General features: G+C 61.4%; 23 protein-coding genes and 1 tRNA gene. 5 read left to right on the top strand and 19 right to left on the bottom strand.

Annotated elements, in window-relative coordinates; all coding sequences use genetic code 11:
• Nucleotides 1-95: 95 nt before the first annotated feature.
• The 9 genes from MTP43_RS01205 to MTP43_RS01165 all read right to left on the bottom strand — a co-directional run bounded on the left by MTP43_RS01205 (nt 96) and on the right by MTP43_RS01165 (nt 9,001).
• A complete protein-coding gene (locus MTP43_RS01205) occupies nt 96-974 on the bottom strand; it encodes a YitT family protein (protein ID WP_205334581.1) in 879 nt (292 codons plus the stop codon).
• Between the two features lie 112 nt (nt 975-1,086).
• Nucleotides 1,087-1,767, bottom strand: coding sequence for a P-II family nitrogen regulator (locus tag MTP43_RS01200; protein WP_181969036.1), 681 nt, complete (start codon nt 1,765-1,767; stop codon nt 1,087-1,089).
• A 30-nt stretch (nt 1,768-1,797) separates the two neighbouring features.
• A complete protein-coding gene (locus tag MTP43_RS01195) occupies nt 1,798-3,348 on the bottom strand; it encodes a DUF1538 domain-containing protein (protein ID WP_113620703.1) in 1,551 nt (516 codons plus the stop codon).
• 191 nt (nt 3,349-3,539) lie between these two features.
• Nucleotides 3,540-5,030, bottom strand: a complete 1,491-nt coding sequence (locus tag MTP43_RS01190) for a lipopolysaccharide biosynthesis protein (protein ID WP_249235003.1) — start codon at nt 5,028-5,030, stop codon at nt 3,540-3,542.
• 29 nt (nt 5,031-5,059) lie between these two features.
• Entirely contained in the window at nt 5,060-5,614 is a 555-nt protein-coding gene (locus MTP43_RS01185) for a M48 family metallopeptidase (protein ID WP_154265556.1), read from the bottom strand.
• Between the two features lies 1 nt (nt 5,615).
• On the bottom strand, nt 5,616-6,533 hold the full coding sequence (locus MTP43_RS01180) for a DMT family transporter (RefSeq protein ID WP_154265557.1): 918 nt from the start codon (nt 6,531-6,533) through the stop codon (nt 5,616-5,618).
• The gene (locus MTP43_RS01175) at nt 6,530-7,072 is read right to left on the bottom strand and encodes a hypothetical protein (RefSeq protein ID WP_242993104.1); all 543 of its coding nucleotides are present in this window, start codon (nt 7,070-7,072) and stop codon (nt 6,530-6,532) included. Before MTP43_RS01175 ends, MTP43_RS01180 begins: the two co-directional genes overlap by 4 nt.
• A gap of 148 nt (nt 7,073-7,220) precedes the next feature.
• Nucleotides 7,221-8,504: a glycoside hydrolase family 10 protein gene (locus MTP43_RS01170; protein ID WP_249235002.1), complete on the bottom strand. Its 1,284-nt coding sequence runs from the start codon at nt 8,502-8,504 to the stop codon at nt 7,221-7,223.
• Nucleotides 8,501-9,001: a conjugal transfer protein TraD gene (locus MTP43_RS01165; RefSeq protein WP_249235001.1), complete on the bottom strand. Its 501-nt coding sequence runs from the start codon at nt 8,999-9,001 to the stop codon at nt 8,501-8,503. Before MTP43_RS01165 ends, MTP43_RS01170 begins: the two co-directional genes overlap by 4 nt.
• Nucleotides 9,002-9,127: 126 nt before the next feature.
• On the opposite strand from MTP43_RS01165, the gene MTP43_RS01160 reads away from it, so the two are divergent.
• The 3 genes from MTP43_RS01160 (at nt 9,128) to MTP43_RS01150 (ending at nt 10,828) form a co-directional block, all read left to right on the top strand.
• Nucleotides 9,128-9,547, top strand: a complete 420-nt coding sequence (locus MTP43_RS01160; protein WP_097779099.1) for a hypothetical protein — start codon at nt 9,128-9,130, stop codon at nt 9,545-9,547.
• Between the two features lie 76 nt (nt 9,548-9,623).
• A tRNA-Ile gene (locus MTP43_RS01155) sits at nt 9,624-9,697 on the top strand.
• Between the two features lie 261 nt (nt 9,698-9,958).
• Nucleotides 9,959-10,828: a patatin family protein gene (locus MTP43_RS01150; protein WP_249235000.1), complete on the top strand. Its 870-nt coding sequence runs from the start codon at nt 9,959-9,961 to the stop codon at nt 10,826-10,828.
• A 78-nt stretch (nt 10,829-10,906) separates the two neighbouring features.
• Here MTP43_RS01150 and MTP43_RS01145 read toward each other — a convergent pair whose 3' ends face one another.
• The 5 genes from MTP43_RS01145 to MTP43_RS01125 all read right to left on the bottom strand — a co-directional run bounded on the left by MTP43_RS01145 (nt 10,907) and on the right by MTP43_RS01125 (nt 16,883).
• On the bottom strand, nt 10,907-12,697 hold the full coding sequence (locus MTP43_RS01145) for an ABC transporter ATP-binding protein (RefSeq protein ID WP_113992668.1): 1,791 nt from the start codon (nt 12,695-12,697) through the stop codon (nt 10,907-10,909).
• Between the two features lie 19 nt (nt 12,698-12,716).
• On the bottom strand, nt 12,717-13,436 hold the full coding sequence (locus tag MTP43_RS01140) for a YggS family pyridoxal phosphate-dependent enzyme (protein ID WP_005921927.1): 720 nt from the start codon (nt 13,434-13,436) through the stop codon (nt 12,717-12,719).
• A gap of 5 nt (nt 13,437-13,441) precedes the next feature.
• A complete protein-coding gene (locus MTP43_RS01135; protein ID WP_117949896.1) occupies nt 13,442-14,002 on the bottom strand; it encodes a TIGR01440 family protein in 561 nt (186 codons plus the stop codon).
• Between the two features lie 16 nt (nt 14,003-14,018).
• On the bottom strand, nt 14,019-15,332 hold the full coding sequence (locus MTP43_RS01130) for an SMP-30/gluconolactonase/LRE family protein (protein ID WP_249234999.1): 1,314 nt from the start codon (nt 15,330-15,332) through the stop codon (nt 14,019-14,021).
• A 261-nt stretch (nt 15,333-15,593) separates the two neighbouring features.
• Complete coding sequence (locus tag MTP43_RS01125; protein ID WP_249234998.1) at nt 15,594-16,883, bottom strand: glycosyltransferase; 1,290 nt, start codon at nt 16,881-16,883, stop codon at nt 15,594-15,596.
• A gap of 260 nt (nt 16,884-17,143) precedes the next feature.
• Between MTP43_RS01125 and MTP43_RS01120 the strand changes: the two genes are divergently transcribed.
• Nucleotides 17,144-17,830: a response regulator transcription factor gene (locus MTP43_RS01120; protein WP_005921941.1), complete on the top strand. Its 687-nt coding sequence runs from the start codon at nt 17,144-17,146 to the stop codon at nt 17,828-17,830.
• Nucleotides 17,831-17,849: 19 nt separating this feature from the next.
• Nucleotides 17,850-19,382 (top strand): sensor histidine kinase, encoded by a 1,533-nt coding sequence (locus MTP43_RS01115; protein ID WP_223450659.1) that lies wholly within the window; start codon nt 17,850-17,852, stop codon nt 19,380-19,382.
• Nucleotides 19,383-19,454: 72 nt separating this feature from the next.
• Here MTP43_RS01115 and MTP43_RS01110 read toward each other — a convergent pair whose 3' ends face one another.
• From MTP43_RS01110 to MTP43_RS01090, 5 genes are all read right to left on the bottom strand, one after another.
• Complete coding sequence (locus MTP43_RS01110) at nt 19,455-19,616, bottom strand: hypothetical protein (protein ID WP_005921947.1); 162 nt, start codon at nt 19,614-19,616, stop codon at nt 19,455-19,457.
• Nucleotides 19,613-20,578 (bottom strand): pectinesterase family protein, encoded by a 966-nt coding sequence (locus MTP43_RS01105; RefSeq protein WP_249234997.1) that lies wholly within the window; start codon nt 20,576-20,578, stop codon nt 19,613-19,615. The genes MTP43_RS01110 and MTP43_RS01105 overlap by 4 nt, the downstream gene beginning before the upstream one ends.
• A gap of 200 nt (nt 20,579-20,778) precedes the next feature.
• Nucleotides 20,779-23,073 carry a serine/threonine-protein phosphatase gene (locus MTP43_RS01100; RefSeq protein WP_249234996.1) on the bottom strand — a complete coding sequence of 765 codons (2,295 nt, stop codon included), beginning with the start codon at nt 23,071-23,073 and terminating at the stop codon, nt 20,779-20,781.
• A 183-nt stretch (nt 23,074-23,256) separates the two neighbouring features.
• Nucleotides 23,257-23,535, bottom strand: a complete 279-nt coding sequence (locus MTP43_RS01095; protein ID WP_005921956.1) for a DUF4160 domain-containing protein — start codon at nt 23,533-23,535, stop codon at nt 23,257-23,259.
• Nucleotides 23,519-23,791, bottom strand: coding sequence for a hypothetical protein (locus MTP43_RS01090; RefSeq protein WP_005921958.1), 273 nt, complete (start codon nt 23,789-23,791; stop codon nt 23,519-23,521). Before MTP43_RS01090 ends, MTP43_RS01095 begins: the two co-directional genes overlap by 17 nt.
• Nucleotides 23,792-23,813: the final 22 nt, after the last annotated feature.

Genomic DNA, 23,813 nt, shown 5'->3' with positions numbered 1-23,813 from the left:
CCTTTCTGTTTTGGGTGAGATACAGTATAACCTACTGTTCCTCTATACTATACCCCAAACCGGGGCAGTTTTGCAAGAGCCTTGGGGAAATCCGCTTACCCCTCCGCCTGATAGTTCTTTTCCAGCGAGAAGCCGCGCCCGCTCACCTCGGTAACATGGCTCACGATCATAAAGCAGGTGGGGTCGATAGTGTGCGCCAGCTTTTCCAGCCTTGGCAGCTGCCGGTTGGAGACCACGCTCAGCAGCACCGACTCCGGCTCCCGCAGGTAGCCGCCCTCGCCGTGCAGGATGGTCACGCCGCGGTCCAGCTGCGCAAAGATGGCAGCGCAGATCTCATCGGACTTGGCACTGATGATCTTCACCTCGGTGCGGGTGGTGCCCAGCATGAGCACCTTGTCCAGCACGACCGTGTAGATAATGGCCATCACCACGCCGTACAGGGACTGCCGCACCGGGCTGAACGCCGCCTGCGCCGCCAGAATGATAAAGTCGAAAACCATCATGGTGCTGGACACCGGCAGGTGGAACCACTTGTTCAGCACCAGCGGGGGGATATCCATGCCGCCGGTGGAAGCACCGGCGCGGATGGTGATGCCCAGCGAGATGCCGATGCCAAAGCCCGCGAATACGGTGTTCAGCACCAGATCATCGGTCAGTACAAGATTGCCCAGCAAGCGCTCCCACAGCGCCATAAAAAAGGGACTGAGCACCGTGCTTGCCATAGTATTCAGGGCAAAGCGGCGGCCCAGCACCCACCAGCCCAGCAGCAGCATGGCCACGTTGACCACGAACAGCACTGCGGACACCGGCAGTCCGGTGACCTTGTTGAAAGCCAGTGCGATACCGGTAGCACCGCCGGTGATGAGGCCGGAGGGCATCAGAAATAATACCACAGTCAGTGCATACATTGCATTGCCCACCACGATGGACAGTGCGTTGAAGAGCTGCTGTTGCTTGCGTGTTAATTGCGTCATCTTCATCTTCCTTTGTTTATAGTTGAAGTATCTTCTACTATGATAACGAAAATATCCGCATTTATCAAGCCTTCGGCGATAAATGCGGATATCGGGATCGATTTTTAGGGGGTCACAGGGCAGCTTCCGGCTGGGCTTCGTCCTCTTCCATCAGCCGCAGACCGGCGGTATCGGTCACCGGCAGCGAGAACACGATGGTGCCCGCCTTGGGGTTTGCCCCCTCCATAATGGCCTTCATGATGGTGTTCTTCTGGCTGGTGCGGCTGACGATGAGCACCAGCTCCTTTTCGTTCACCAGCTCCACGCCCAGAAAGGCGGCTGCACCCTCCATGCCGGTACCCTTTGCGTGGATCACCGTGCCGCCGCCTGCACCGGCGGTGCGGGCAGCATCCATAATGGAGCCGGTGTAGCCCTGATTTGCCACCACCAGCAGCAGTTCATAGCGGGTATCCTTCAAGGTGCTCTCCTCCTTCCATGTAAGGGGCTGGTGCTCGGTAAGGAACATCAGCGCCCGTTTGCCGCCGATGCTGCTCAGCGGCACAATGAACGCAATGCCGGTGCCCGGCACATCGATCTGCATTTTGCGGCGCAGATCCTTCTGGATCTTCTGCCAGCTTTCTGCCGTTACCACGGCCAGCAGCACCGCCTTTTCGGTCTTTTCCAGCCCAAGGGTGGAAAGCGTCTCCTGCACCGCCGTGCCGGAACCAACGGTGCGCATACTTACCGTTACGCCGTGGCTTTTGTACAGCTGCAAAAAGCCATCGGTAGAGCGGCGGTCGGTGATGGTGATCATCAAAAACAAACTGCTCACGTTCTGCCTCCTTTACAGCTCGATAATGGCGTCATCCGGCAGATCTGCAAACACGGTGGCAAGTACCGCAGCGGGCTGCGCCACACGCGCCTTGCGGGTGCGCAGCTGCGCCACCAACCCCATCATCTGCACGGTGATGAGCGGGGTCATGGCGACCATCGCCACCACGCCGAAAGCGTCGGTGACGATATTGCCGCCCACCGCCACGCAGGCACCCTGCGCCAGCGGTAGCAGGAAGGTTGCGGTCATGGGGCCGGAAGCCACACCGCCCGCGTCAAACGCGATGGCGGTAAACAGCTTGGGCACTACAAAGGAGATGCTGATGGCGAACACATAGCCCGGCACAAGGAACCACAGGATGGAGATGCCGGTCAGCACCCGCACCATGGCAAGACCCACCGAGATAGACACACCTGCGGAAAGCGCCAGACCCATAGCCTGCGCCGAGATAGCGCCATCGGTCACCTCTTCCACCTGCTTGTTCAGCACATAGACCGCAGGCTCGGCCTTGACGATGAAGTAGCCGATGAGCATCCCGATGGGAATGATCACCCAGCGCATCCCGCCGCCTGTCAGCACCTGACCCAGATAGTTACCGGCGGGCATAAAGCCCACGTTTGCGCCGGTCAGAAAGAGCACAAGGCCGATATAGGTATACACAAGGCCCACGCCGATGCGCCCCAGTGTGCGGCGGTCCAGCCGCAGGGCGATGAGCTGAAATGCTCCGAACATCAGCACAATGGGCAGCAGCGAGCGGGCGATCTCGGCCAGATAGGTGGGCAGACCCTCCCGGAACAGCTGCCACAGCTCCACCGAGTCTGCCACCTCCGGCAGAACAGGCGGGATGTAGGTGCTGTCCGCTGCGCGGAACGCGATGCCCAGCGTCAGCACCGCCAGAATGGGGCCGATGGAGCACATGGCCACCAGACCAAAGCTGTCATCTGCCGCGTGGCGGTCGCCTCGGATGGCGGAAACGCCCACGCCCAGCGCCATGATAAAGGGCACGGTCATGGGGCCGGTGGTCACGCCGCCGGAGTCAAACGCCACAGCGAGGAACTCCTTGGGCACAAAGGCCGCCAGCAGAAAGATGAGCCCATAGAACAGCACCAGCAGCTTCGGCAGCGCAACGCCGATAAGCATACGCAGGAAGGCAAAGACCAGAAACAGGCCCACGCCCGCCGCCACCGAGAGGATCAGCGTACCGCTTGGAATAGAGGGCACCTGATCTGCCAGCACCTGCAAGTCCGGCTCCGAGATGGTGATAAGGAAGCCCAGCAAAAAGCCGAGCACGAGGATGAGGGGCAGCTTGCGGCTGCGGGTGATGACTGCACCCACCCGCTCGCCCATGGGGGTCATGCTCATCTCTGCACCCAGAGTAAAGAACATGATGCCCACCACGATCATGGCAGCACCCAGCAAAAAACACAGCAGGATGCTGGGCGATACCGGTGCTACCGAGAAGCAGAGCACCAGCACAATGGCCACAATGGGCAGCACCGCCTGCAGCGCCTCCAAAAGCTTTTCCCGCAGCTTGGGGAGCGATCGTCTGAGAATGATGTCCACCGCCTTTCGTCTGTATCCTGTTTGTACACTTTTGTGTAAGATATATTTATAGTATACGTTTTTGAGGCCATTCCGTCAATCCACAGAAGGAAAAAACTTGAGCAAGTTCCATAAATTGTAAAAACATTTCATAAAAAGGGGTTCTGAAAAGCCATAGGCTTTTCAGAACCCCAAAATTAAAATAATTATTTTTACGCCTTTTTCGGCTTCAGCCAGCCGTCCACGGCGGCTACCAACGCCTTGCCCCGACGGCCCAGCAGGCGGGGCAGCAGCACCCTCGCCATGGCCCATACGCCCGCAAAGTTGTACAGGATGATAACCAGCGTGATCAGCCCCGTCCACAGCCCGTACAGCGGCGGCTCTGCCAGCAGCACAAAGGCTTCAAATACCAGCACGGCGGCATTTGCCAGCACCCGCGCCGGGTGGACGCGCATCCCGATCATGCGGCGGGCGTCCACCGCACGCAGGGTGAACACCAGCGCAAGGCCAAGGAAGGACGCATAGGTCGCGCCCACAGGCCCCCACAGCTTGATGAAGAAATAGTTCATGATGCAGTTGCTGATGGCACCCGCCATCATGGTGACCATGCTGCGCTGCGACTTTTTGGTCACAACGTACACGCTGTTCATGAACTGGTTGAAGCAGCTGCAGGTGGAAGCCAGCACGAGGAACGGCACAAAGTGCCATGCGTAGTAATAGTTGGACTTCATGACGTGCATCACCGGGCGGCACAGCCAGATAATGCCCGCCGCGCAGCAGAACAGCACGCTGGAATAGGTGCGGAAGATCTGGGTAAAGAACCGCGCACGCCCTTCCTCCTCGGTGACGGCGGAAAGCTGCCACGCATCGTAGAAGATCAGACCCAGCGTGGTCAGGATGGTGGGCAGGAAGTAGCCGGTGGAAAGCAGGCCGCTCCATGCGTTGCCGGTGCGGCCGTCCAGCCCTTCGCACATCTCGCGCACAAAGAACAGGTCGGACGCATTGATGATCCAGAAGCTGATCTGCGCCGGGATCATGGGCAGCGAGAAGTTGAGCATCTGCCGCCACAGCTTTTTGTTGACGCCCTTCAGCTCCACATAGTTCCACAGCTTGCCGGTGAACAGCAAGAACAGCACGCTGGTCAGGTCGCCGCTGATAATGGCCAGCAGATAGCCGTTTGCGCCCCACTTGAAGCTCACCAGATACAGCACATAGAAGGCCATGGTCGCCACGGTGCACAGCACGCCGTCCACTGCCACAAGCTTATTCCACTGGCGGCTGCGCACGAACTGGGTGCACAGGGTGCGCAGACAGCTCATGAGCACATAAATGTAGATCAGCAGGCCGTACTGCGCCATATCCGGCAAAAACTGGGTGACCGGCCAGCACAGCACCAGAATGCCAAAACCGCCCAGAATGGTCAGCAGGCCGTTGGTGAACACCTGCTTTTCGCTGTTGCCCTTGTCCAGACCAAAGCGGATGATGGCGTTGGACATGCCCATGGACACAAAGGGGATGAGCAGGTTTGCGTACTGGCTCAGGATCTTGGACAGACCCAGATCCGAGATCTCCGCCATGGCGTAGGTCAGAAAGGGCTGTACGATCAAAGTGAGCAGCTTGGACGAAAAGCTGGAGATCGCAAAGATCAAAGTATTGCCGGCAAGCTTGGAATATTTATCGCCGGTCTTTTTTTCGTTTTCCAAGGGAATTTCCCTCCGTTTTTTACGATAGATTATCTTTTCAGCAGCTCCCGCCGGGCTTTCCAGTCCGGCAGCAGCTTTTCCACCTCTGCCCAGAAGGCTGGGCTGTGGTTCAACTGCAAAAAGTGACAGTACTCGTGTACTACCACATAGATCTGCGCCGCAGGAGGCTGGTTATACAGCTGCAAGGCAAAGGTGATCTGCCGCTTAGCCGGGCAGCACACGCCCCAGCAGCTTGTCATGCTGCGCACTTTCAGGATAGGCTTCTGCCCGCCCAGCACCCCGGCAAAGGCCGGGTAGACCTTATCGCTCATGGCGGTAAAGTAGGCCAGCGCCGTGGCTTTATCCGGCAGGTCGGCGTTGTCCTTGTTGAGCTTCGTGATATTCTTCACCCGGGTATCCCGGATCCACTGGGCGTTTTGCAGCACAAAACGGTCAGCCTGCTCCAGACTGGCCGTCAAAGGGATGCTTACCATCACGGTGCCGTTGCTGCGCACCCGCAGATGCAGCTGCTTTACCTTTTTGCGCACCAGCTCGTACTGGATGCCCTCCACGCTGCGCAGCTGGGTGCACGGCTTTGTCGGCATCTCAGGCCTTGCTCCGCATCAGGCGGCCAAGGGGCAGCTGCGCCAGCACCACGGCGGCAAACAGCAGCACGCAGCCGGTAGATTCCCGGAAGGAGAGGTTCTGGTGCAGCAGCAGCCAGCCGCCCAGGGCGCTGAATACGCTTTCCAGACACATGATCAGGCTGGCAACGGCGGGATTCAGGTCCCGCTGACCTAAGATCTGCAGGGTGTAGGCCACGCCGCTGGACATCACGCCGCAGTACAGGATGGGCCCGGCGAAGGTGACAAACTCTGCCATGGCAGGCTGCTCGAACAAAAACGCCGCCACGGTGCTTTCCACCGACACCACAAAAAACTCCACAAGGCTCAGGCGCACGCCGTCCATCTGCGGGGAGAAATGATCCACCGCCATGATCTGGAAGCTGAACAGCACCGCGCACAAAAGCAGCAGCCCATCGCTGCTCTGGATGCTGCCAAAGCCGTCCTTCATGCACAGCAGATACAGCCCCACCACGGCAATGGCCATGCTCACCCACAGCTGTGCGCTGCCCTTGCGGCCCAGAAACAGGCCGAACACCGGCACCAGCACCACATACATGGCGGTCAGGAAGCCCGCCTTTGCGGTGGAGGGGTCCAGCGTGATGCCCAGCTGCTGCGCCGCGCTGGCTAAAAACAGCAGCGTGCCGCACACAAGCCCGGCTTTCAGCAGCAGCTTGCGCTCTGCCGTCGTTTTGGGCTTGCCGTCCGGCCTGCCCTGCCGGTGGTGCAAGGCGTCAAACGCCTTGACCGTGGGGATCAGCACCAGAACCGCCATCCAGCTGCGCCCTGCCAGAAAGGAGAACGCGCCCATGCCGGAGCCGGCGCTCTGCGCCACAAAGGCTGTGCCCCAGATCAGGGCGCACAGCATCAGCAGCATTGAATTTTTCGTCTGGTTCGTCATCCGGCAATGCCCTCCACCTTCATCAGGCCGTACAGGTAGTACCGGCTGGAATCATAGGAGATGGTCACGCGGTACTGCGCCGCTGGGTCCAGCCCGGAAATGGTGCAGCGGTAGTCGGTGCCATCGGTCTTGACGTAGTAGGTGCTGTCCGGCACATACTCTGCGCCGCCGTCCACCTTTTTCCACAGTGCCACCTTGAACTTCTGGGTGCCCTCGGCGGTGCCGCAGGCCATGATGTTCAAACTGCCGCCCGGCACGGTAAAGTAGCCGGTGTTGCGGCTCCAGATGCCGTTGAACACCGCGTACAGGCAGCCGTCTGCGGTGGCGGTGGCATACTTTGCCGAGGCATCCGCAATGCCCTGAATGATCAGCGGGTCGGTGGTGGCTTCCGCCCAGCGGGTGGTGTCCTCCTCCTGCACTTCCTCGGAGTGGCCTGTCACCTTCTGCGCTACCTTTTTCAGGGTCTCCTTGCAGCCGGTCAGGCTAAGCACCATCACCGCCGCCAGCAGCAGTGCCAAAAGCTGTTTTTTCATCTTCATAGCTTTCCTCATAGAAACAAAGAAACTTTTCTTTTTCGTGCGTCTCTGCCAACAGACAGATACAGGGTAAGTATACCGCATTTTGCCGCTCTGCACAAGATACCTGCATTTATTTTGTGCGGTTTGCCGCCTGTTTCTGCACAAATTTTCACGGATTCAGCGCCCGCAGCGCTGCACACTCGGCCTCGGCCAGTGCGGGAGCCTCCGGCCCGAACAGACTGCCGTAGCGGTACAGTGCCCAGCCGCCCGCCGCCTGCTGCCGTAAGTCCTTTACCTGCGCCGCCAGCGCGCTGCCGGTGCTCCAGCCAGACACGCTGTCCGGGTTCGCGCCGCCGTCCCCGGTGCCCACCCGGTACGCGCCCAGCCCGAAGTACAGCGCCACATCCCCCGCCCGGGGGTAGCTAAGCCACGCCGGGACGATGTTTTCAAAGGCAAAGCGGGTGCTTCCGGATTGCAAGGTAAAGCCGTAGCCCCAGTACACCTGCGGGCAGAGGTAATCGATGACCTTTTCCTCCCCGCCCGCCGCCAGCCACACGGTCACATCGCTGTACTGCTGGTCGAGGTCGTTGTCCGGGTTGCCCTGCGGGCTGATGCCGAACCGCAGGGTGGGGTCTGCCGCCTTTACCGTGCGGTGCACCTTCGCCACCAGCGCGGTAACGTTCTGCCGCCGCCACGCGGCAAGGTCGGCTGCGCCGCTTGCCGCAAACTGCGCCGCGTCCACAGCGGCATCGGTGGTGGGGTAAAAGTAATCGTCAAAGTGGATGCCGTCCACCGGGTAGTTCTGCACAAGCTCTGCCACCCCCTGCACCACATAGTCTGCGGCGGCAGGCACGGCAGGGTTCAGGTACAGCCCCTCCCCGGCGGTGCACAGCCAGTCCGGGTGGGTGTTGGCCAGATTATTCTCTGCCAGATTCGGCGGCATCGCCGCCGAGGAGCGCAGGCGGTAGGGGTTGACCCACGCTTCCACCCCGATGCCCCGGCGGTGTGCCTCGGTCAGAAAGATATCCAGCGGGTCAAAGCCGGGGTCTTTTCCCTGCACCCCGGTGCACAGATGGCTCCACGGGAACAAACTGCTGCGGTACAGTGCATCCCCGAAGGGGCGCACCTGCGCCAGTACGGTGTTCAGTCCAAGCCCGGCGCAGTTGTCCAGCAGCTGCGCTGCCCCAGCGCGGAAGGTGTCCTCGGTGGAGAAATCCAGCAGCGCCCAGTCCAGATAGCTCACCCACACCGCCCGCCACTCTCCGGCGGGCAGGGCGGGGTTGGGTGCCGGGGGCGTATCCTGCCCGGAGGCAGCAGTGTGGTCTGCATCGCTTTTCTGCCGCAGGCACCACCCCGCCGCAGCACAGGCGGCAACGCCCGCCCCGGTCAGAAAGGCTCTGCGGCCAAAGCGGCGTTTTGCCTTGGCTTTAGACGTCCTGCGGCGCTGGGTCACAGGGTCTCCTCCTGCATCTTATACAGGGTAAGCCCCGCCCAGCCCCGGGCGCAGGTCAGCAGCACGAACATAATATTCGTCCAGAAGGCAAGGCCGCTCATGCCCGCGTACTTGGTCAGCATCCAGAACACCAGCCGCAGCACCTCGGCGGCGCTCACCAGCTGCAGCTGCCGCTGGATGGGCTTGCCGCGCTCGTACTCGGTGGCAAGCAGCGCAGGCCACACCAGCGCCGAGCAGATATCCCCCGCCCAGCCGCTGGCACCCAGCTTGCTGAGCATCAGCACCACGAACACGCCGGTGTAGTTGCGCTTTTCCCTTGCCGGTGCGCCCTTTTGCGCCGCCAGAAACAGCACTGCGATGCCGGTAAGGCAGAAAACGATCATTTCCAGCCCGGAAAAATCCATCCCGCCCAGCACGGCAAAGCCGCCCAGCATGGACACTGCCGCCGCAGCCAGCAAAAAGAAATACCAGGTCTTGCGTGTAAATTTAAGCTTCATGAAGCCCTCCCCCGGGCGTTTGCGCCCGGCTTGCAGAAAAATTTAAAAAAGAATTGTAAATATTATAGCACAAACCCCCGCAGGTTGTGTTACAATAAGGAAAACTCTTTTGGGGAGGGTCTTTCCATGAACGCTGTCGTTTCCGTCTGTCTTTTGGCCTGTGCGCTGGGCATCATCGTGTACCTGCTCTCCCGGCGGGAGACAACCCGCCGCAGCCAGTACGGCCCCGCCGGCCTGTCCGAGTTCCGCACCGGCCTTGCGCTGGACGAGTGCTTTGACCGTCTGGACACTCGCAGCGACACCGACCTCTTTGCCTACGAGTGCCGCCGGGAGAACGACGGCAGCTTTCTGCTGCACCTGACGCTGCACCAGCCCAGCCAGCAGCCGCTGGACACTTTGTACACCCTGCGGCTGGACCCCGGCCGCCAGACCGTGGTGACTTTGATCTTTATCCGGGAGGCCTTTGGCTACAAAGAGCCGCTGTTCCCGCCCGCCATGCTGGACGAATTTATGCTGCAAAAGCTGGATGCCCACCGCACCAAATGATTTTTGCGGAAAATGCTTTCCTTTTTGCGCGGTTTTTGTTATACTAGTGCGTGTTGCAGCAATGTAGCACCCATATGGGCCAGTAGCTCAGCTGGTCAGAGCTGGCGGCTCATAACCGCTTGGTCGCGGGTTCAAGTCCTGCCTGGCCCATACGAAAAAAGACACCCTTTCGGGTGTCTTTTTTCGTATTTCAAGGGCTTTTATTCCCCATCCTCTGCGGGCAGCTGGTTCCACAGGCGGGGTACATATCACAGAGCACATGATACGCTGGCCGTTTTTGTTTGCCCCCATTGCGGCAGATCCTGCTTTCTGCCGCAAATTGCATCAGATCCCGCCGTTTGCTCAATGAGTATTTCCCGCCGTCCCGTTATACTGGGAGGGAAATGGAATTAAACGATGGAGGAACAGACCATGAAATACGGTGTCATCGATGTGGGTGGCGGCCTGCGGGGCATTTACGGCGCTGGCGTGCTGGACCGCTGCCTGGAGGAGGACCTCCGCTTCGATCTCTGCATCGGCGTTTCGGCGGGTAGCGCCAATATGGCGTCCTATCTGGCAGGCCAGCATGGGCGGAACAAGCCCTTTTACGATGAATACTCCTTCCGCAGGGAGTACATGAGCGTGCACAACCTCATCCGCAAGCACTCCTATCTCGATCTGGGCTATGTCTACGGCACCCTCAGCAATGCAGGCGGCGAGAATCCGCTGGATTACGCGGCGCTTGCCCGCAGCCCGGCAGAGCTCTGCGTGGTGGCCGCTAATGCACAGAACGGCGAGGCGCAGTATTTCACCAAGGCAGACCTCCACCCGGACGACTACCGCATCCTCATGGCGTCCTGCTGCATCCCGGTCATCGACCAGCCCTGCGTCATCGACGGCGTGCCTTATTTTGATGGCGGCCTGGCCGACCCCGTCCCGCTGGAATGGGCCTTTGCCCACGGCTGCGACCGGGTGGCTCTCATCCTGACCAAGCCCATCGGGCTGGTGAGTAGTGATGCCCGGGACAAGCATCTGGCACACCTGCTGCAGTCGCATTACCCCGCTGCAGCCGAGGGGCTGCGCCGCCGGGCATGGCGGTACAACACGGCTGTCCAGCGGGCGCGGGAGCTGGAGCGACAGGGCCTTGTCTGCATCATCGCCCCGGACAGCACCGAGGGAATGTCCAACCTGACCAAGAACCGCGCCGGCCTTGAAAGAATGTACGTCAAAGGCAAACAGGACGCCGAAGCGCTGGTGCGGTGGATGCAAAACACCAAACAAGATGAATCGGTGGGCACCTAGAGATGAAACCCGTTCACTTCCCTTGACAAGAGACAAAAAGACACCCTTTCGGGTGTCTTTTTTGTATTTCAAGGGCTTTTATTCCCCATCCTCTGCGGGCAGCTGGTTCCACAGGCGGTAGTAGACGCCCTGCTTTTCCAGCAGCTGGGCATGGGTACCCTCTTCCACGATTCCCTCCTCGCCCAGCACAAGGATGCGGTCGTAGTCCTTGATGGTGGTCAGACGGTGGGCGATGGTCAGGGTGGTGCGGCCATGAGCCAGCTTTTCAAGGCTCTGTCCCACAAGGATCTCGCTCTCGTTGTCCAGTGCGCTGGTGGCCTCGTCCAGAATCAGGATGGGCGGGTTCTTCAAAAATACCCGGGCAATGGCGATGCGCTGCTTCTGTCCGCCGGACAGCTTGACGCCGCGCTCGCCCACATAGGTGTCGTAGCCGTCCTTCAGCGCAAGGATGAACTTTTCCGCGCCCGCCAGACGGGCGGCGGCTTCGATCTCCTGCCGGGTAGCACCGGGCTTGCCGTAGGCGATGTTCTGCGCCACCGTGCCGCTGAACAGATACACGTCCTGCTGCACGATACCGATATCCTGCCGCAGGCTCTTCAGGGTGACCCGGCGGATATCCTGCCCGTCAATGAGGATGCGGCCGCTGGTCACCTCGTAAAAGCGGGGGATCAGGTTGCACAGGGTGGTCTTGCCGCCGCCGGAGGCACCCACCAGCGCCAGACGCTCCCCGGCGCGGATGTCCAGACTGACGTCGTGCAGCACCTTGTTGTGGTCGTCCGGGTACTCAAAGCATACCTTCTCGAACCGGATCTCGCCGGGGCCGGGTTGCAGGGGCACGGCGTCCGGGGCGTCCTTGATGGCAACCGGGGTGTCCATGATCTCGGCAAAGCGCTCGATGCCGGTCATGCCGCGCTGGAACTGCTCGGCAAACTCCACGATGCGCCGGATGGTGGCGATGAGGGTGGTGACGTAGAGCATATAGGCCACAAGGTCGCCGGCGGTGATCTTACCGTATACCAGCGACAGACCGCCCGCCAGAATGACCACCAGATACATCAACCCGTCAAACAGGCGGGTGGAGGTGTTGAAGGCGCCCATGGCGTAGTAGCCAAGGGTCTTGATCTGCTCAAAGGCGCGGTTGCCCTTGGCGAACTTTTCCCGTTCCTCGTCCTCGGCGGCAAAGGCCTTGACCACGCCCTGTCCCAGCAGGCTGTCCTCGATGGTGGAGTTCAGCTCGCCGATCTGGACGCGCTGCTGGCGAAACCGCGCCCGCAGACGGCCGTTCAGGTACACCGACACCACGCCCATCAGCGGCACACAGGCAAACACTGCCAAGGTCAGCGGGATGCTGGCGCGGCACAAAATGACAAAGGACGCCACGATCTTGATGCCCGCGATGAAAAACTCCTCCGGGCAGTGGTGGGCGAACTCGGTCACATCAAACAAATCGTTGGTGATGCGCCCCATGATGGTGCCCACCTTGGTGTTGTTGTAGTAGGTGTGATCCAGCTGCAACAGATGGTCAAAGGCATCCCGGCGCATATCCGTTTCAATATGCACGCCCATGATGTGGCCGATGCTGGACATATAGTAGCTGGCTGCGCCGTCGATGATGCGCAGCACAAAGTAGAGTGCCGCCAGTTTCAGCACGATGCCCGCCGTCAGGGTGATGCCCACCCCCATGGCGGAGTTGGTGATGGTGCTCATGATCTTGGGCAGCACGATATCGCACAGGGTGGTCAGTGCTGCGCAGAACAAATCAAGGCACAGCACCATCTTATAGTTTGCCAGATACGGCAGAAAACGCCGGATCAGCGCACCGCTGCTTGCGTGGTGCGCCCCGGGGTCGTTGGTTTTGGTTTTCGGCATGGTTCCTCCGTTTTTATCGTTACTTTTTACTGTAATCCCGCGCGCCGTAGATGGCGGTACCGATGCGCACAAGGGTAGCGCCCTCGCGGATAGCGTTCTCAAAATCGCCGCTCATGCCCATGGAAAGGGTCTGCATCTCCACATTGTGGTAGCCCCGCTCCCCTGCCCGGACGAACAGCTGATACACCTGCGCCAGATACCGGCGGTTCTGGGCATCGTCGTCGTTCACGGGCGGGATGGCCATCAGACCCTTGACCCGGATATGCTGTTGTGCAGCGGCGGTATCCAGCAGCGGCCAGAGCAATTCCGGCGCGGCACCGGTCTTGCTCTCTTCCCCGCCGATGTTCACTTCCAGCAAAATGTCCTGCACGATACCGGCCTTGGCGGCTTCCTTCTCGATGGCAAGCAGCAAGTGCTCGCTGTCCACGCTCTGGATCAGGCTTGCCCGCCCCAGTACCTTTTTGATCTTATTGGTCTGCAAATGGCCGATAAAATGGCTTGGCTTGCCGCAGTAAGCTCCGGCATCGTAGTTTGCACACAGCTCCTGCACATGGTTTTCGCCAAACACATCAATGGGCAAAGCCGCACTGGCGGCAATGGTCTGTGCCGTGCGGGTCTTGCAGGCGGCGCACAGCTGCACCGCTGCCGGGTCGCGCCCGGCTTCCCGGGCGGCGGCTGCCATCTTTTCCCGGATCTCGGCCACGGCCTGCCGCATTTCTTCCAACGTTTTTTCTGCCATGTCGCTCAATCCTCCTCGGTATAACGGGCGCGCTCGCCGCCGATCAGCTTCGGGCGGGTGTAGGCGCACAGAATGTTTGCTTCGCCGATCTTATTAAGGCTCAGCCGCACCGGCACTGCCACCCGCTTCAGGTGCATTCCGATCAGGGTGCCGCCGATATCCATGCCCGCGTTGGCGCGGATCTCCTCCACCGCCACCGGGTCTTTGAAGTTTTTCCAGCAGGTAGTGGCCCAGCTGCCGCCCGCATGGGGACGGGGCACGACGCACACTTCCTCCCAGCCGTATTTCTCTGCGGCTTCCCGCTCAAGGATAAGGGCGCGGTTCAGGTGCTCGCAGCACTGCGCTGCCAGCCAGATGCCTTTTTCCGCCAGCACCGGCGCAGCGCCCGCGTACAGTGCCTGGGCAGCCTCTATGCTGGAATCCTTGCCGATGTGACCGCCCACCATCTCACTGGAAGAGCAGCCCACCACGAGCACATCTCCCTTTTTCAGCTTTGCCGCAGCCACCAGCTCGGTCATAGCCTGCCGTGCCTCGGTCTCGATCTGTTTTGCAAATGCTTCGGTCATACAAAAAACACCTCACTTATCGGTTTGCAGCCAGCAGGCTGTCTGCCCCTGCCGCACCGAAATATACTTTACTTTCCACCGGACACACCGCCGCACAGCTGTCCTGTACAAGGCCGGTAAAGGTCTGCTCCCAAGTCCCTGTGGCAAGGCTTACCGCCTCGGCGCAGGGGGCATCTGCGGTGCACCGGAACAGCCGCTCCTGCGTATTCTGCCCCGCCCGCAGGGCAATGCCCCGCAGCAGGGTGCTGTCCGCGTTCTTTTCCAGCCAGCTGCTGCGCGCCCAGCGGTAGCTGATGTACAGCGTGCCGTCCGTGTCCGCAGCCAGCGCTCCGGGATAGCCCGGCAGACCGGCAAAGGCAGCGGTGCAGCCCCGTCCCCCGGCGGTCAGCTCCCGGGCAGCGGCGTCCACCGCCCAAATGCAGCGGCTGCCAAGGTCGGAGACATACAGGGTGCTGCCGTCCGGGCTGAGCGCCAGACCGGCAGCACCTGCCACCCCGCCCAGCACCTTTTCCACTGTGCGGGCGGCGGGGTCGTACACATACACGCAGCCGGTGGCGGTGTGCGCCAGCAGCTCGGTGCGCAGGGCGCTTTCCAGCCCGTTCTCCGCGCCTGCCGCCGCTGCCACAGCAAAGTACACCTTACCCGCCGGGCTTACCTCCACGGCAGATACCGCCCCCAGCGGCGCACCGTCCAGCTGGGTGACCACCTGTTCCACCGCTGCGCCCCAGCTGTCGTGCTTTGCGCGGCACAAGATACCTCCGGCGGTGGTCAGCTGGGTCAGCCACACATCCCCGGCGGCATCAAAGGCAAAGCCGGTCAGCTCGCCCTCCACGCTCAGGATGGCGGCAGCGTGGCCGCCATCGGTGCGCACAAGGTCGCTGGTGCGCTTTTTCAGCGCAGCACCGTTCCACGCAGCGGCATATAACAGGCCGTCCTTGGCGCGGATGCAGTCCACGCCCTGATACTCCCCCAGCTCCAGCCGGGTCTTGCGGTCGGTGGAAACTGCCGTCTGCAGAGCGCCCGTCTCCTGCCGGAGGTCGGGGGCTTTATAGGTCTGCGGCGGGGTGTCGATGGGGCGGAAGCCCAGCGCGTACACCAGCACCAGCAGAATACCCACCCCGAACACGGTGCTGGCGGTGCGGAACCGCTTGAGCATGGCGTCCCGTTCTGCGGCCATCTGGGCGGCATACTCTGCCCGGCGGCGCGCCGCCATGGCGTTGGCGCGGTTGGCACGGCGCATCCACCGGTCCACGAACAAAGCCACCCGCGGCCCAACCGTGAGGGACGCAATGGCCAGTATGAGCAAAAATTCGATCAGTCCGATTCGCATAAGCGCTTTTCCTTATCTCCGAAAAACCTTGCGGACAGCGCACTGTCCTTTATCGCTAAAGTATAGCATTCCTGCGCAAAAAGGGCAAGCGGGACAAAAAAGAACTGCCGCACAGCGTTGTGCAGCAGTTCTTCTAAGAACAACGATTTCAAATGGCCTCCGCGTTGCTCTGGCCATGCGCAGCGGAATGATTTTTTTAAATTTGAGTGTTCATCGCGGCCTACGGGCCGCGATGAACACATCTTTACGAGAGGGGATGCCTTATCTTGTCTCAATTGGCCGGGTGGTCTGCTCCCCGCTGCGGGTCACGAGGGAACCGGCGGGCACTTTGCCCCGGATAACGCAGCCCGCGCCGATGACGCAGTTGTCCCCGATATCCGTGCCCTTGAGCAGCACCACGTCTGAGGCGATCCAGCAGCTGCGCCCCACAGTGATGCAGCCCGCCGTGCATTCCCGGCTGACCCCTTCCTCCCGGCTGAAGCGGTGGTTGTTATCAAAGATCTTCACCCCGGGGCCGAAAAGGGTGTTTTCGCCGATGGTTATCTTTCCAAGGCAGCTGATGACCGCGCCATCGTTGAAGTAGACCCCGCTGCCGATGTTCAGCTGGCTGGAATATCCGGTGGTGATGGACATCCGCCCGTCGCTCTCCACCCGGTCGCCCAGCGTCACCCGGGAGCCGCTGTTCAGCCGCAGCTTGAGCTCTTTGTCCAGCAGGATGCAGCGGCCAAATTGCAGTCCCCGGCAGCCGAACCATTTTTTCCATTGCAGGCGGCAGCGGTTATGCAGGCTGCGCCGTTTTTCCCGCAGCCAGCGGGGCGAACACTGCCGCAGCCACATACACCAGCGCCCGACTTTGGTGCACTTGAAGCGCTTGCGCCAGCGGTTTACCCTGTTGCCGCTTTGCCAGCTGCCACTGTAATAGTGGATGCCGAAGGTGCGCGGGGTCCGGTGCATCCGCTCGGTCACATAATCAAAGGGGGAAAAGCAGTCGGTGGGCAGCACCAGAAAGCCGTCCAGTTCCTGCTGCTCGTCTTTCTGCTGCAAACCGGCCTTGGTAAACAGCGGGGTATCCCGCTGGGTGCAGGTGCGCAGATCCGGCTCGCCGGTCTCCTGAACAAAGGCGGCATTGCGGTAGGCCGCCAGCATTTTGCCGATCATCTCGCAGCCCGGCTCTGCGCCCACGCCGGAGCCGGTATTCACCAGCAGCGTGCGGCCGTAGGGCGAGGGCGCACTGTGCTCCATGCCGATAAAGCCCTTGTGCTCCAGCAGTTCGTCCAGCGGGCGCACCAGCTCCACGTCCGTGTCCAGATAGATGCCGCCGTACTCATACAGCACTGCCAGCCGCACATAGTCCGACACAAAGGCATATTTCTTTGCTTCGTAGGCCTGCTGCGCGTAGCGGTTTTGGCTGATCTCAAAGTTCTGCTCGTTCCATTCGATGATCTTGTAATCCGGGCAGTATTTTTTCCAGCTTTCGATACATTTCCGGCTCTCCGGGTTGATGGGCCCGCCGCCGAACCAGCAGTAGTGGATGATCTTGGGGATGCTCATGCCTGTTTCTCCTGTTTTGTCGCAAGTGCTCTGCTCTCTACGACCTTATTTTACAAAAGGCCCTGTTTTCTTGTCAAGTTTCCCCGGCGCATTTTGCCGCGTATTCCCGCAAAAAGATTGCCGCCCCGCCGCCCGGTGTGGTATACTGGGTGCAGACGGTTTTGTTTTTCCAAACCATTCACTTAAAATTCACAGCTTTTTCCAATTCTTGCTTTAGAATAGAGTTGTATATTGAACTATGATAGGAGGAGTCCTGTTTTATGGCAAAGATCCTGATCGTTGATGATGAGCCCCGCATCCGGGAGCTGATCCACGAGCATCTGCAATATGCCGGTTACATCTGCGAGGAAGCCGGGGACGGCTCTGCGGCGCTGGCACAGCTGTCCGGCGGCGGGTTTGATCTGGTGATCTTAGATCTGATGATGCCCTTTATGGACGGCATGACCTGCCTGCGGGAGATGCGCGCCCGCCACATCAACACCCCGGTCATCATCCTGACCGCCCGGGGCGAGGAATACGATAAGCTGGCCGGGCTGGAAAGCGGCGCGGACGACTATGTGGTAAAGCCTTTCTCCCCCCGGGAGCTTGTGGCGCGGGTGCGCGCAGTGCTGAACCGCACCATGCCCCGCCCCACCGAGGCCGCCGACACCATGACCTTTGGCGAATTGACCATCGACACTGCCAGCCATACCGTGCGGGTGTCCGGCGAGGAAGTCGCCCTGACCCCCAAGGAGTTTGACCTGCTGGTATTTCTGGCCTCCAACAAGGGCATTGCCCTGAGCCGGGAAAAGATTTTGCAGAAGGTGTGGAACTACGACTACTTCGGCGAGGACCGCACCGTGGACACCCATGTGAAGATGCTGCGCGGCCATCTGGGCAAATGCCGCAGCTACATTGCTACGGTATGGGGCATCGGCTATAAGTTCGACCCCGATGCCGCCCGTTGACTGAAGGAGCGTGCGGAGCATGCGGCGAACCACCAAAGCACGGCATACCCTTGGCATCCGCGGGCAGCTGATGTGGTTTTTGTGCTTCATCTGCCTGTTTCTGCTGGGGTTGTTCTGGCTGCTGTCCACCCAGCTGCTGGAGCCTTTGTACACCAAACACATCGAGACCCAGCTTACCAATCAGGCCGACAGCATCGTGGAGCGGCTGGACGATGCCATTGCCGAGGGCAAGGTGCTGTCCAGCTGGTCTTTTGGGCAGCTTGCGGTCAACAGTGATTTTTTTGATAAGCTCACGCTGGAACTGTACACCAAAGGCTCTTTGAACAGCTTCTGCGTGGATATCTCGGATACCACCCTGCACACCATTTATAAGATCGAGAACCAGTCCTTCTGCAACCTGCACGGCACCTATCTTTCAGACTCTGCCAACAACGATAAGATCATTGCCACTGCCCTTGCCATGCGCCGCAAGTGCCGCAGCGTGGGCAGCTTTGTGCAGACGCTCAACCCGCCCCGGCTCTCCGGCTCGGCGCAGCTATTGGTAGGGCGCATTACCGCCGACGGCAGCTATACCGTGCTGGTGACCACCAGCCTTGTGCACGTTACCGAGGCCGGCAAGGTGCTCAGCACCCTGCTGCCGCTGGCGGCGGCGCTGATCTTTGGCTTTGCCATGTCGGCGGCGTGGCTGTTCAGCGAGTGGTTCACAAAGCCGCTGCGCCAGCTTTCCAGCGCCGCACGGCAGATGGCGCTGGGCAATTACGCCGTGCAGGTGGACAACCGCCGCAACGACGAGCTGGGCGACCTTGCCCGGGACTTTAACCACATGGCCGAGGAGGTGCAGCACGCGGTGCAGATGCAGCGCGATCTGCTGGCCAACGTCTCCCACGACCTGCGCACCCCGCTGACCCTCATCAAGGGCTACGCCGAGACGGTGCGCGATCTGACCGGCGACGATAAAGCCCACCGGGACGAGCAGATGAACATCATCGTGGACGAGGCCGACCGCCTGACCGCGCTGGTCTCCAGCGTGATGGAGCTGAGCAAAGTGACCAGCGGCACCTACAAGTGCGAGCGGGTGCACTTTGACATGGGACAGCTGTGCGACGAGGTGAGCGAGCGCTACGACGCCATCTGCGCCCAGAACGGCTGGCAATTGCAGCTGGAACTGCCGGAGGAGGAGCTGCCGGTCTACGCCGACCCGGACATGATGCAGCGCGCGCTGCACAATTTGCTGGGCAACGCCATGCACCACATCGGCCAGGACGGCATTTTTATCCTGCGCGCCTTCCGCTGCTCTGAGGGCGTGCGGGTAGAGGTGGAGGATCACGGCCCGGGCATTGCCGCCGCCGACCTGCCCTATATCTTTGACCGGTACTACCGCTCCCGCTCGGACGCGGGCAAGCAGGGCACCGGTCTGGGGCTTTCCATCACCAAAGCCATCTTCCAGCAGCACAGCTTTCGCTTCGGCGTACAAAGCACCGTAGGCAAGGGCACCACCTTCTGGTTCGTCATGAGTGACCTGCCCTATGTGGACGACTTTGAGGGCAAGTGAATGCCCCCTGTAACACAGAAAAAGCACCGGCAGTTTTCCAACTCTTCCAATCGGGAAACTGCCGGTGCTTTATTATGTTCCGCTCTCTGCTGTATGGTAGATGCCAAAGGTGTTGTCCGGGGCGGGCATCTCCACCCGGGAAGCACGGTCGTTCACCGCCCACATCATCGCGCCCATAGCGCCCAGCACCACCAGAATGATGAGCCATTTTACTGCATTGGGTAATTTTTTCATTCCGTTATCCTTTCTGTAGTCTCCATGCGGCACTTCTGCCGGGCAGTGCGCAGCAGCGCAGCGGCCTCGGCAGCCGAAAACGCCTGCACCCACCCGGGGCGCTCCCCTGCGCCTGCGCCGGTGCTGCCTGCCTCGGCAAAGCCGGCCAGCGCCGTGTCGGTGCGGTCGTTCCAGCCGGCAAAACCCTCCGGCGCAATGTGCGCCCCAAGGCGGCAGTCCAGCACCGCCGTCTTGCCGGTAGGACGCCACGGTCTGCCCAGATACACGCTGCCCGCCGGGCAGTCCGAGACAAAATCGCAGTCCCAGAACACAAAGCCCAGCCCCTGTGCCGCACCGGAGGGTGCGGTGACCCAGCTGTGCGCAAGGCCGTTGTCCACCGTGCGCAGGGTGCAGTGCTCAAACAGGGCGTCTGCCCCGCCAAAGATAAAATCAATGTCTCCGGCAATTTCGCAGGCGTGGTAATACTGCGCGCTTGCCCGGCGGGGTGCCAGCCCGCGCGGGCCCAGAAAACCGTCCTTCTCCCGCTCTTTCTCCGGCAGAGGGGCGCAGAACAAAGTATCCTGATTGCCCAGCAGCCGCACGCGGTCAAACGCCGCCCGGGCGCTGTCCACATAGGCTGCGACCGCCTGCCCGGCCTTTGCGCCGGGGCCTGCGTCGTTCTCGATGGTCATATCCTCCACCCGCAGCTTTTCGCCGCTGAAAAAGGCGGTATAGCTGCGGAAGGTGTGGGTGGGACGCCCGTCCGGGTGCGGCAGCTTGCCGCCATCGTTCCATACCAGCCGGGTGGCATCCATGCCCGCGCCCGCAAGGGTGATATCCTTTTTCTCACAAACCAGCTTTTCCCGGTAAATGCCCGGCGCGATGCGGATGACCGCAGGGCAGTCGTAGGGCACCGCCAGCACCGCCTCGGAAATGGTGGTAAACTGTCCGCTGCCGTCGGGTGCAACATTGATGGTAAGCATAAGCCGCCTCCTGCGCCCGGCACTGCCGGGCAAAAAAATATGCTTCCAGTATACCCCTCCTTCCCGCAAATTGCAACGGAAGCCTTTCGTTATGCCACAAACTTTCCCGCCAGCACAAAAGCCTTCACCCCTTGGGGACAGATTTTCCCCGACCGGGGGAAGCCTTTAAGCGGAGAATTGCTCATGATATGCAACGCCTGTTATCCGCTCTTTTCCAGCCGGAGCACGGCGGCGGTGATATCATCCGGGCGGCCGGTCTTTTGCGCGCGGATGCGGGCGGTCTGTACCAGCGTCTCCGCCAGCTTTTCCGGTGCGTCTCCTGCCGCCGCCGAAAGCTCCACCTGTTTTGCCACCCAGCCCGCGCCATCCACCAGTAAGCCGTCCGATACCAGCACTGCGTAATCCCCGGCGGTCAGGTGCACCACCCGGCTCTGTCCGTTCACCCCGCCCAGCACCCCCATGGGCAAAGTGGCTTCGCCCACAGCCCGCACCCGCCCGCCGTGCACCAGAAACCCCGGGGCGGCTCCGGCCTTGAACAGCCGCGCCGTGCCGGTGTATAAGTCCACGCTGATGAGATCCAGCGTTGCGCCGCTCTCGTCCTCGCTTTTCAGCGCCAGCGCCACGTTCACCAGCCGCGCCGCCAGCTCGGCGGTAAAGCCCGCCTTGAGCAGCCGGGCGGTCAGCTCTGCCGCCAGATTGCCATCCACCGCCGCCGGGCGTCCGGTGCCCATACCGTCACATAAAATCATCTGCGCCGCCGTAGGGCTGCAAAATTGCTGCACTGCATCGCCGGAAACCTCGCCCCGGGCGGCAGCGCTTGCCGCACCGAACACCGCCCGCAGCGCCGGTCTTTCGCTGAACAGCAGGGTGGTCATGCCCTTGCAGGAGAGCACCTGCGGCACCTCCAGCGTGCGGCGGCAGATATGCCCCATCTCCCCCGCCAGCGCTGCCAGCTCCTGCGGGGTGAACCGGGTGCGCGGCAGGGTGACGGCGGCATGGGTGCGGCCAAGGTCGTCCAGCGTGACGGCGCACTCCTGCGGCGGCGCACCCAGCCCGGTGAAGAACTCCGCCACCCGGCTGGATTTATAGGGCTCCGGGTCGCCGGGGCGTCCCAGCTGCTCGCTGAGCACCCCAAGTGCTTCGGCTACGGCGCTGTACTGCTCGGTCAGGGCGGTGCGCATGGCTTCGGAATGGATGCGCGCTTCCTTGCGGCTGCGGTACAGCGCAAAGCTGCGCCCCGCCGCCGCGCACAGCGCCGCCGGATGGATGCAGCGGGACAATTCCCCGGGCAACTGCGCGGTCTCCACGCTGCCATTCTGTTCCAGCAGCGGACGCAGCGCTTCCATGCCCGCCATGGTGGCAGTATATTCCTGCTTCCAGCAGGTCTCCCGCCGCCCGCAGTTAAAACAAAGAGTATCATGTACATTGTCTATGACCCAGCGGAAACCCTCCCGCCGCCGGGGCAGCCCCTCGTAGACCGCGTTCACCGTCTCCGCCAATGAGGAAAGGCTCTGTGCCACGGCTTCCAGCCGGGTGGAGGCCGCCGCACTGCGGGCGGGCGCGGGAGCGTTTTCCCCGCTCTGCGGGGTGTCTGCTGCCGGGGCAAGCCAGCCGCCGGGCAGCAGACAGACCACCGCCATACCGCCGCAGGCGCTGAACAGCAGCCCAAAGGCGTTTCCGGGCGGCTGCACGCAGAGCACCCCGGATACGCAGCCGCCCGCGTAGGCGGCAAGGGTCTCCACCCGCCGTCCGGGTGCCAGCACCGCCGCCGCTGCCGTGGCACAGCCAAGCCCCGCTGCCGCCGGGGCAAGGGCGGGGTCTGCGGCGCAAAGAGCTGCCCCCAGCACCGCGCTGCCGCTCAGGGCGGCAAACTTCTGTGCCCGGCAGCACAGCGCCAGCTCTGCGGCGGCACACGCCAGCACCCCGGGCGAAAACCACCCCCACCGCACACTGCCCAGCGCCGCCGCCACAGCTGCGCCCACCAGCAGCGTGCCCATGCCCGGGCGCTCCGGGGCAAATCTACGCAGCCCAAAGCCGATGCCCGCCGCAAGCAGGGCGTCTGCCGCACTGTACAATAAAAGGTCTGCCCCGCCGCTGCTGCCCAGCGCAAAGCACAGCGCCATGCCGGTCAATGTGCCGCAGCCCGCCAGCGCGGCGGGTACAAACTTTTGCGGCAGCAGCCAGCGGGCTGCCACGGCAGCGCCCAGCGCACACAGCTGACACAGGCTGCGCAGCGAGAGCGCACCCAGCCCGTGGAGCAGCAGCCCCAGCGCCGCCCCTGCCGCGCAGGGCGCAAAACAATCCTCTGCCAGCCCAAGGGTCAGCCCCAGCCCAAAGGGCATCAGCGCCCCGTACAGCACTGCCCAGCCGCCTGCAAAGCCGATGCCCACCGCTGCCAGCCGCCGCGCCGCCGGGCGCAGCATCGCCCGTGCCGCTAAGGGCGAAGGCTGCAAGCACCGCCCGTCCGAAGATAAAACACCCATCCGCTCTGTCATAAAAATCCCCCGCTTTCCGGCGGGGATTTTTGTTCTGTTCCCCGCACTGTCTGCATATACTGTAACGCGGGGCAGCGGCGCTTTTTGGCGCGGTGCATAGAACCGCCCCAAACCCGCCCAAAGACGCAAAAAAGCCCTGCGGCCGTCATTTTGCCGCAGGGCTTTGGGGGTATTTTCAACTGTTCAGCAGAAATAGCGGATCTCGCCAAAAAAGGCTGTCCATTTTTCGATCACTTCCCCGCTGCGCGCTTCAATAACTGCCATAATGTTGCGCAGCACCCGGGGCGGGATCTGAGAGTTATTATTGCACAGGTAGCAGCCACCCGCCTTGGTGATCCAGATCTTGGTGGCGTTGCTGTTGGGTGCCCCCTGTGCAACGTGCACATGGATTGGCTCCAGCGGTTCGTTCTCATTGGCCCAGAAGTAGACCCAGTAGGAGCCAACCTTAAAAACCTGCGGCATTTTCCACGCCTCCTTCTTGGGAGAACTGCAAGATCAGATGCGCGGTGGACTCCACGATTTTCTGATACCGCGCGATCTCCTCCGGCGTGAAACCGTGCACCTCCTGCCAGTCATAGCCCGGCAGCCAGCACACTGCTGAGTGGAAACAATCTTCTGCATCCGGTTTTTCAAGGTACACCTTCACCCGGCCATCGGGCTTCATCTCGGAATGCACGATTTCGGTATCGTCGTCCAATGTCATAAACGGGTACATCATAGGTTCCACCTCCCAGATCACT

This window comes from Faecalibacterium sp. IP-1-18, assembly GCF_023347355.1.
Lineage (GTDB): Bacteria > Bacillota > Clostridia > Oscillospirales > Ruminococcaceae > Faecalibacterium > Faecalibacterium prausnitzii.
Note: the sequence above shows the minus strand (reverse complement) of the source record. Positions and strands in the feature narration are given on the sequence as shown.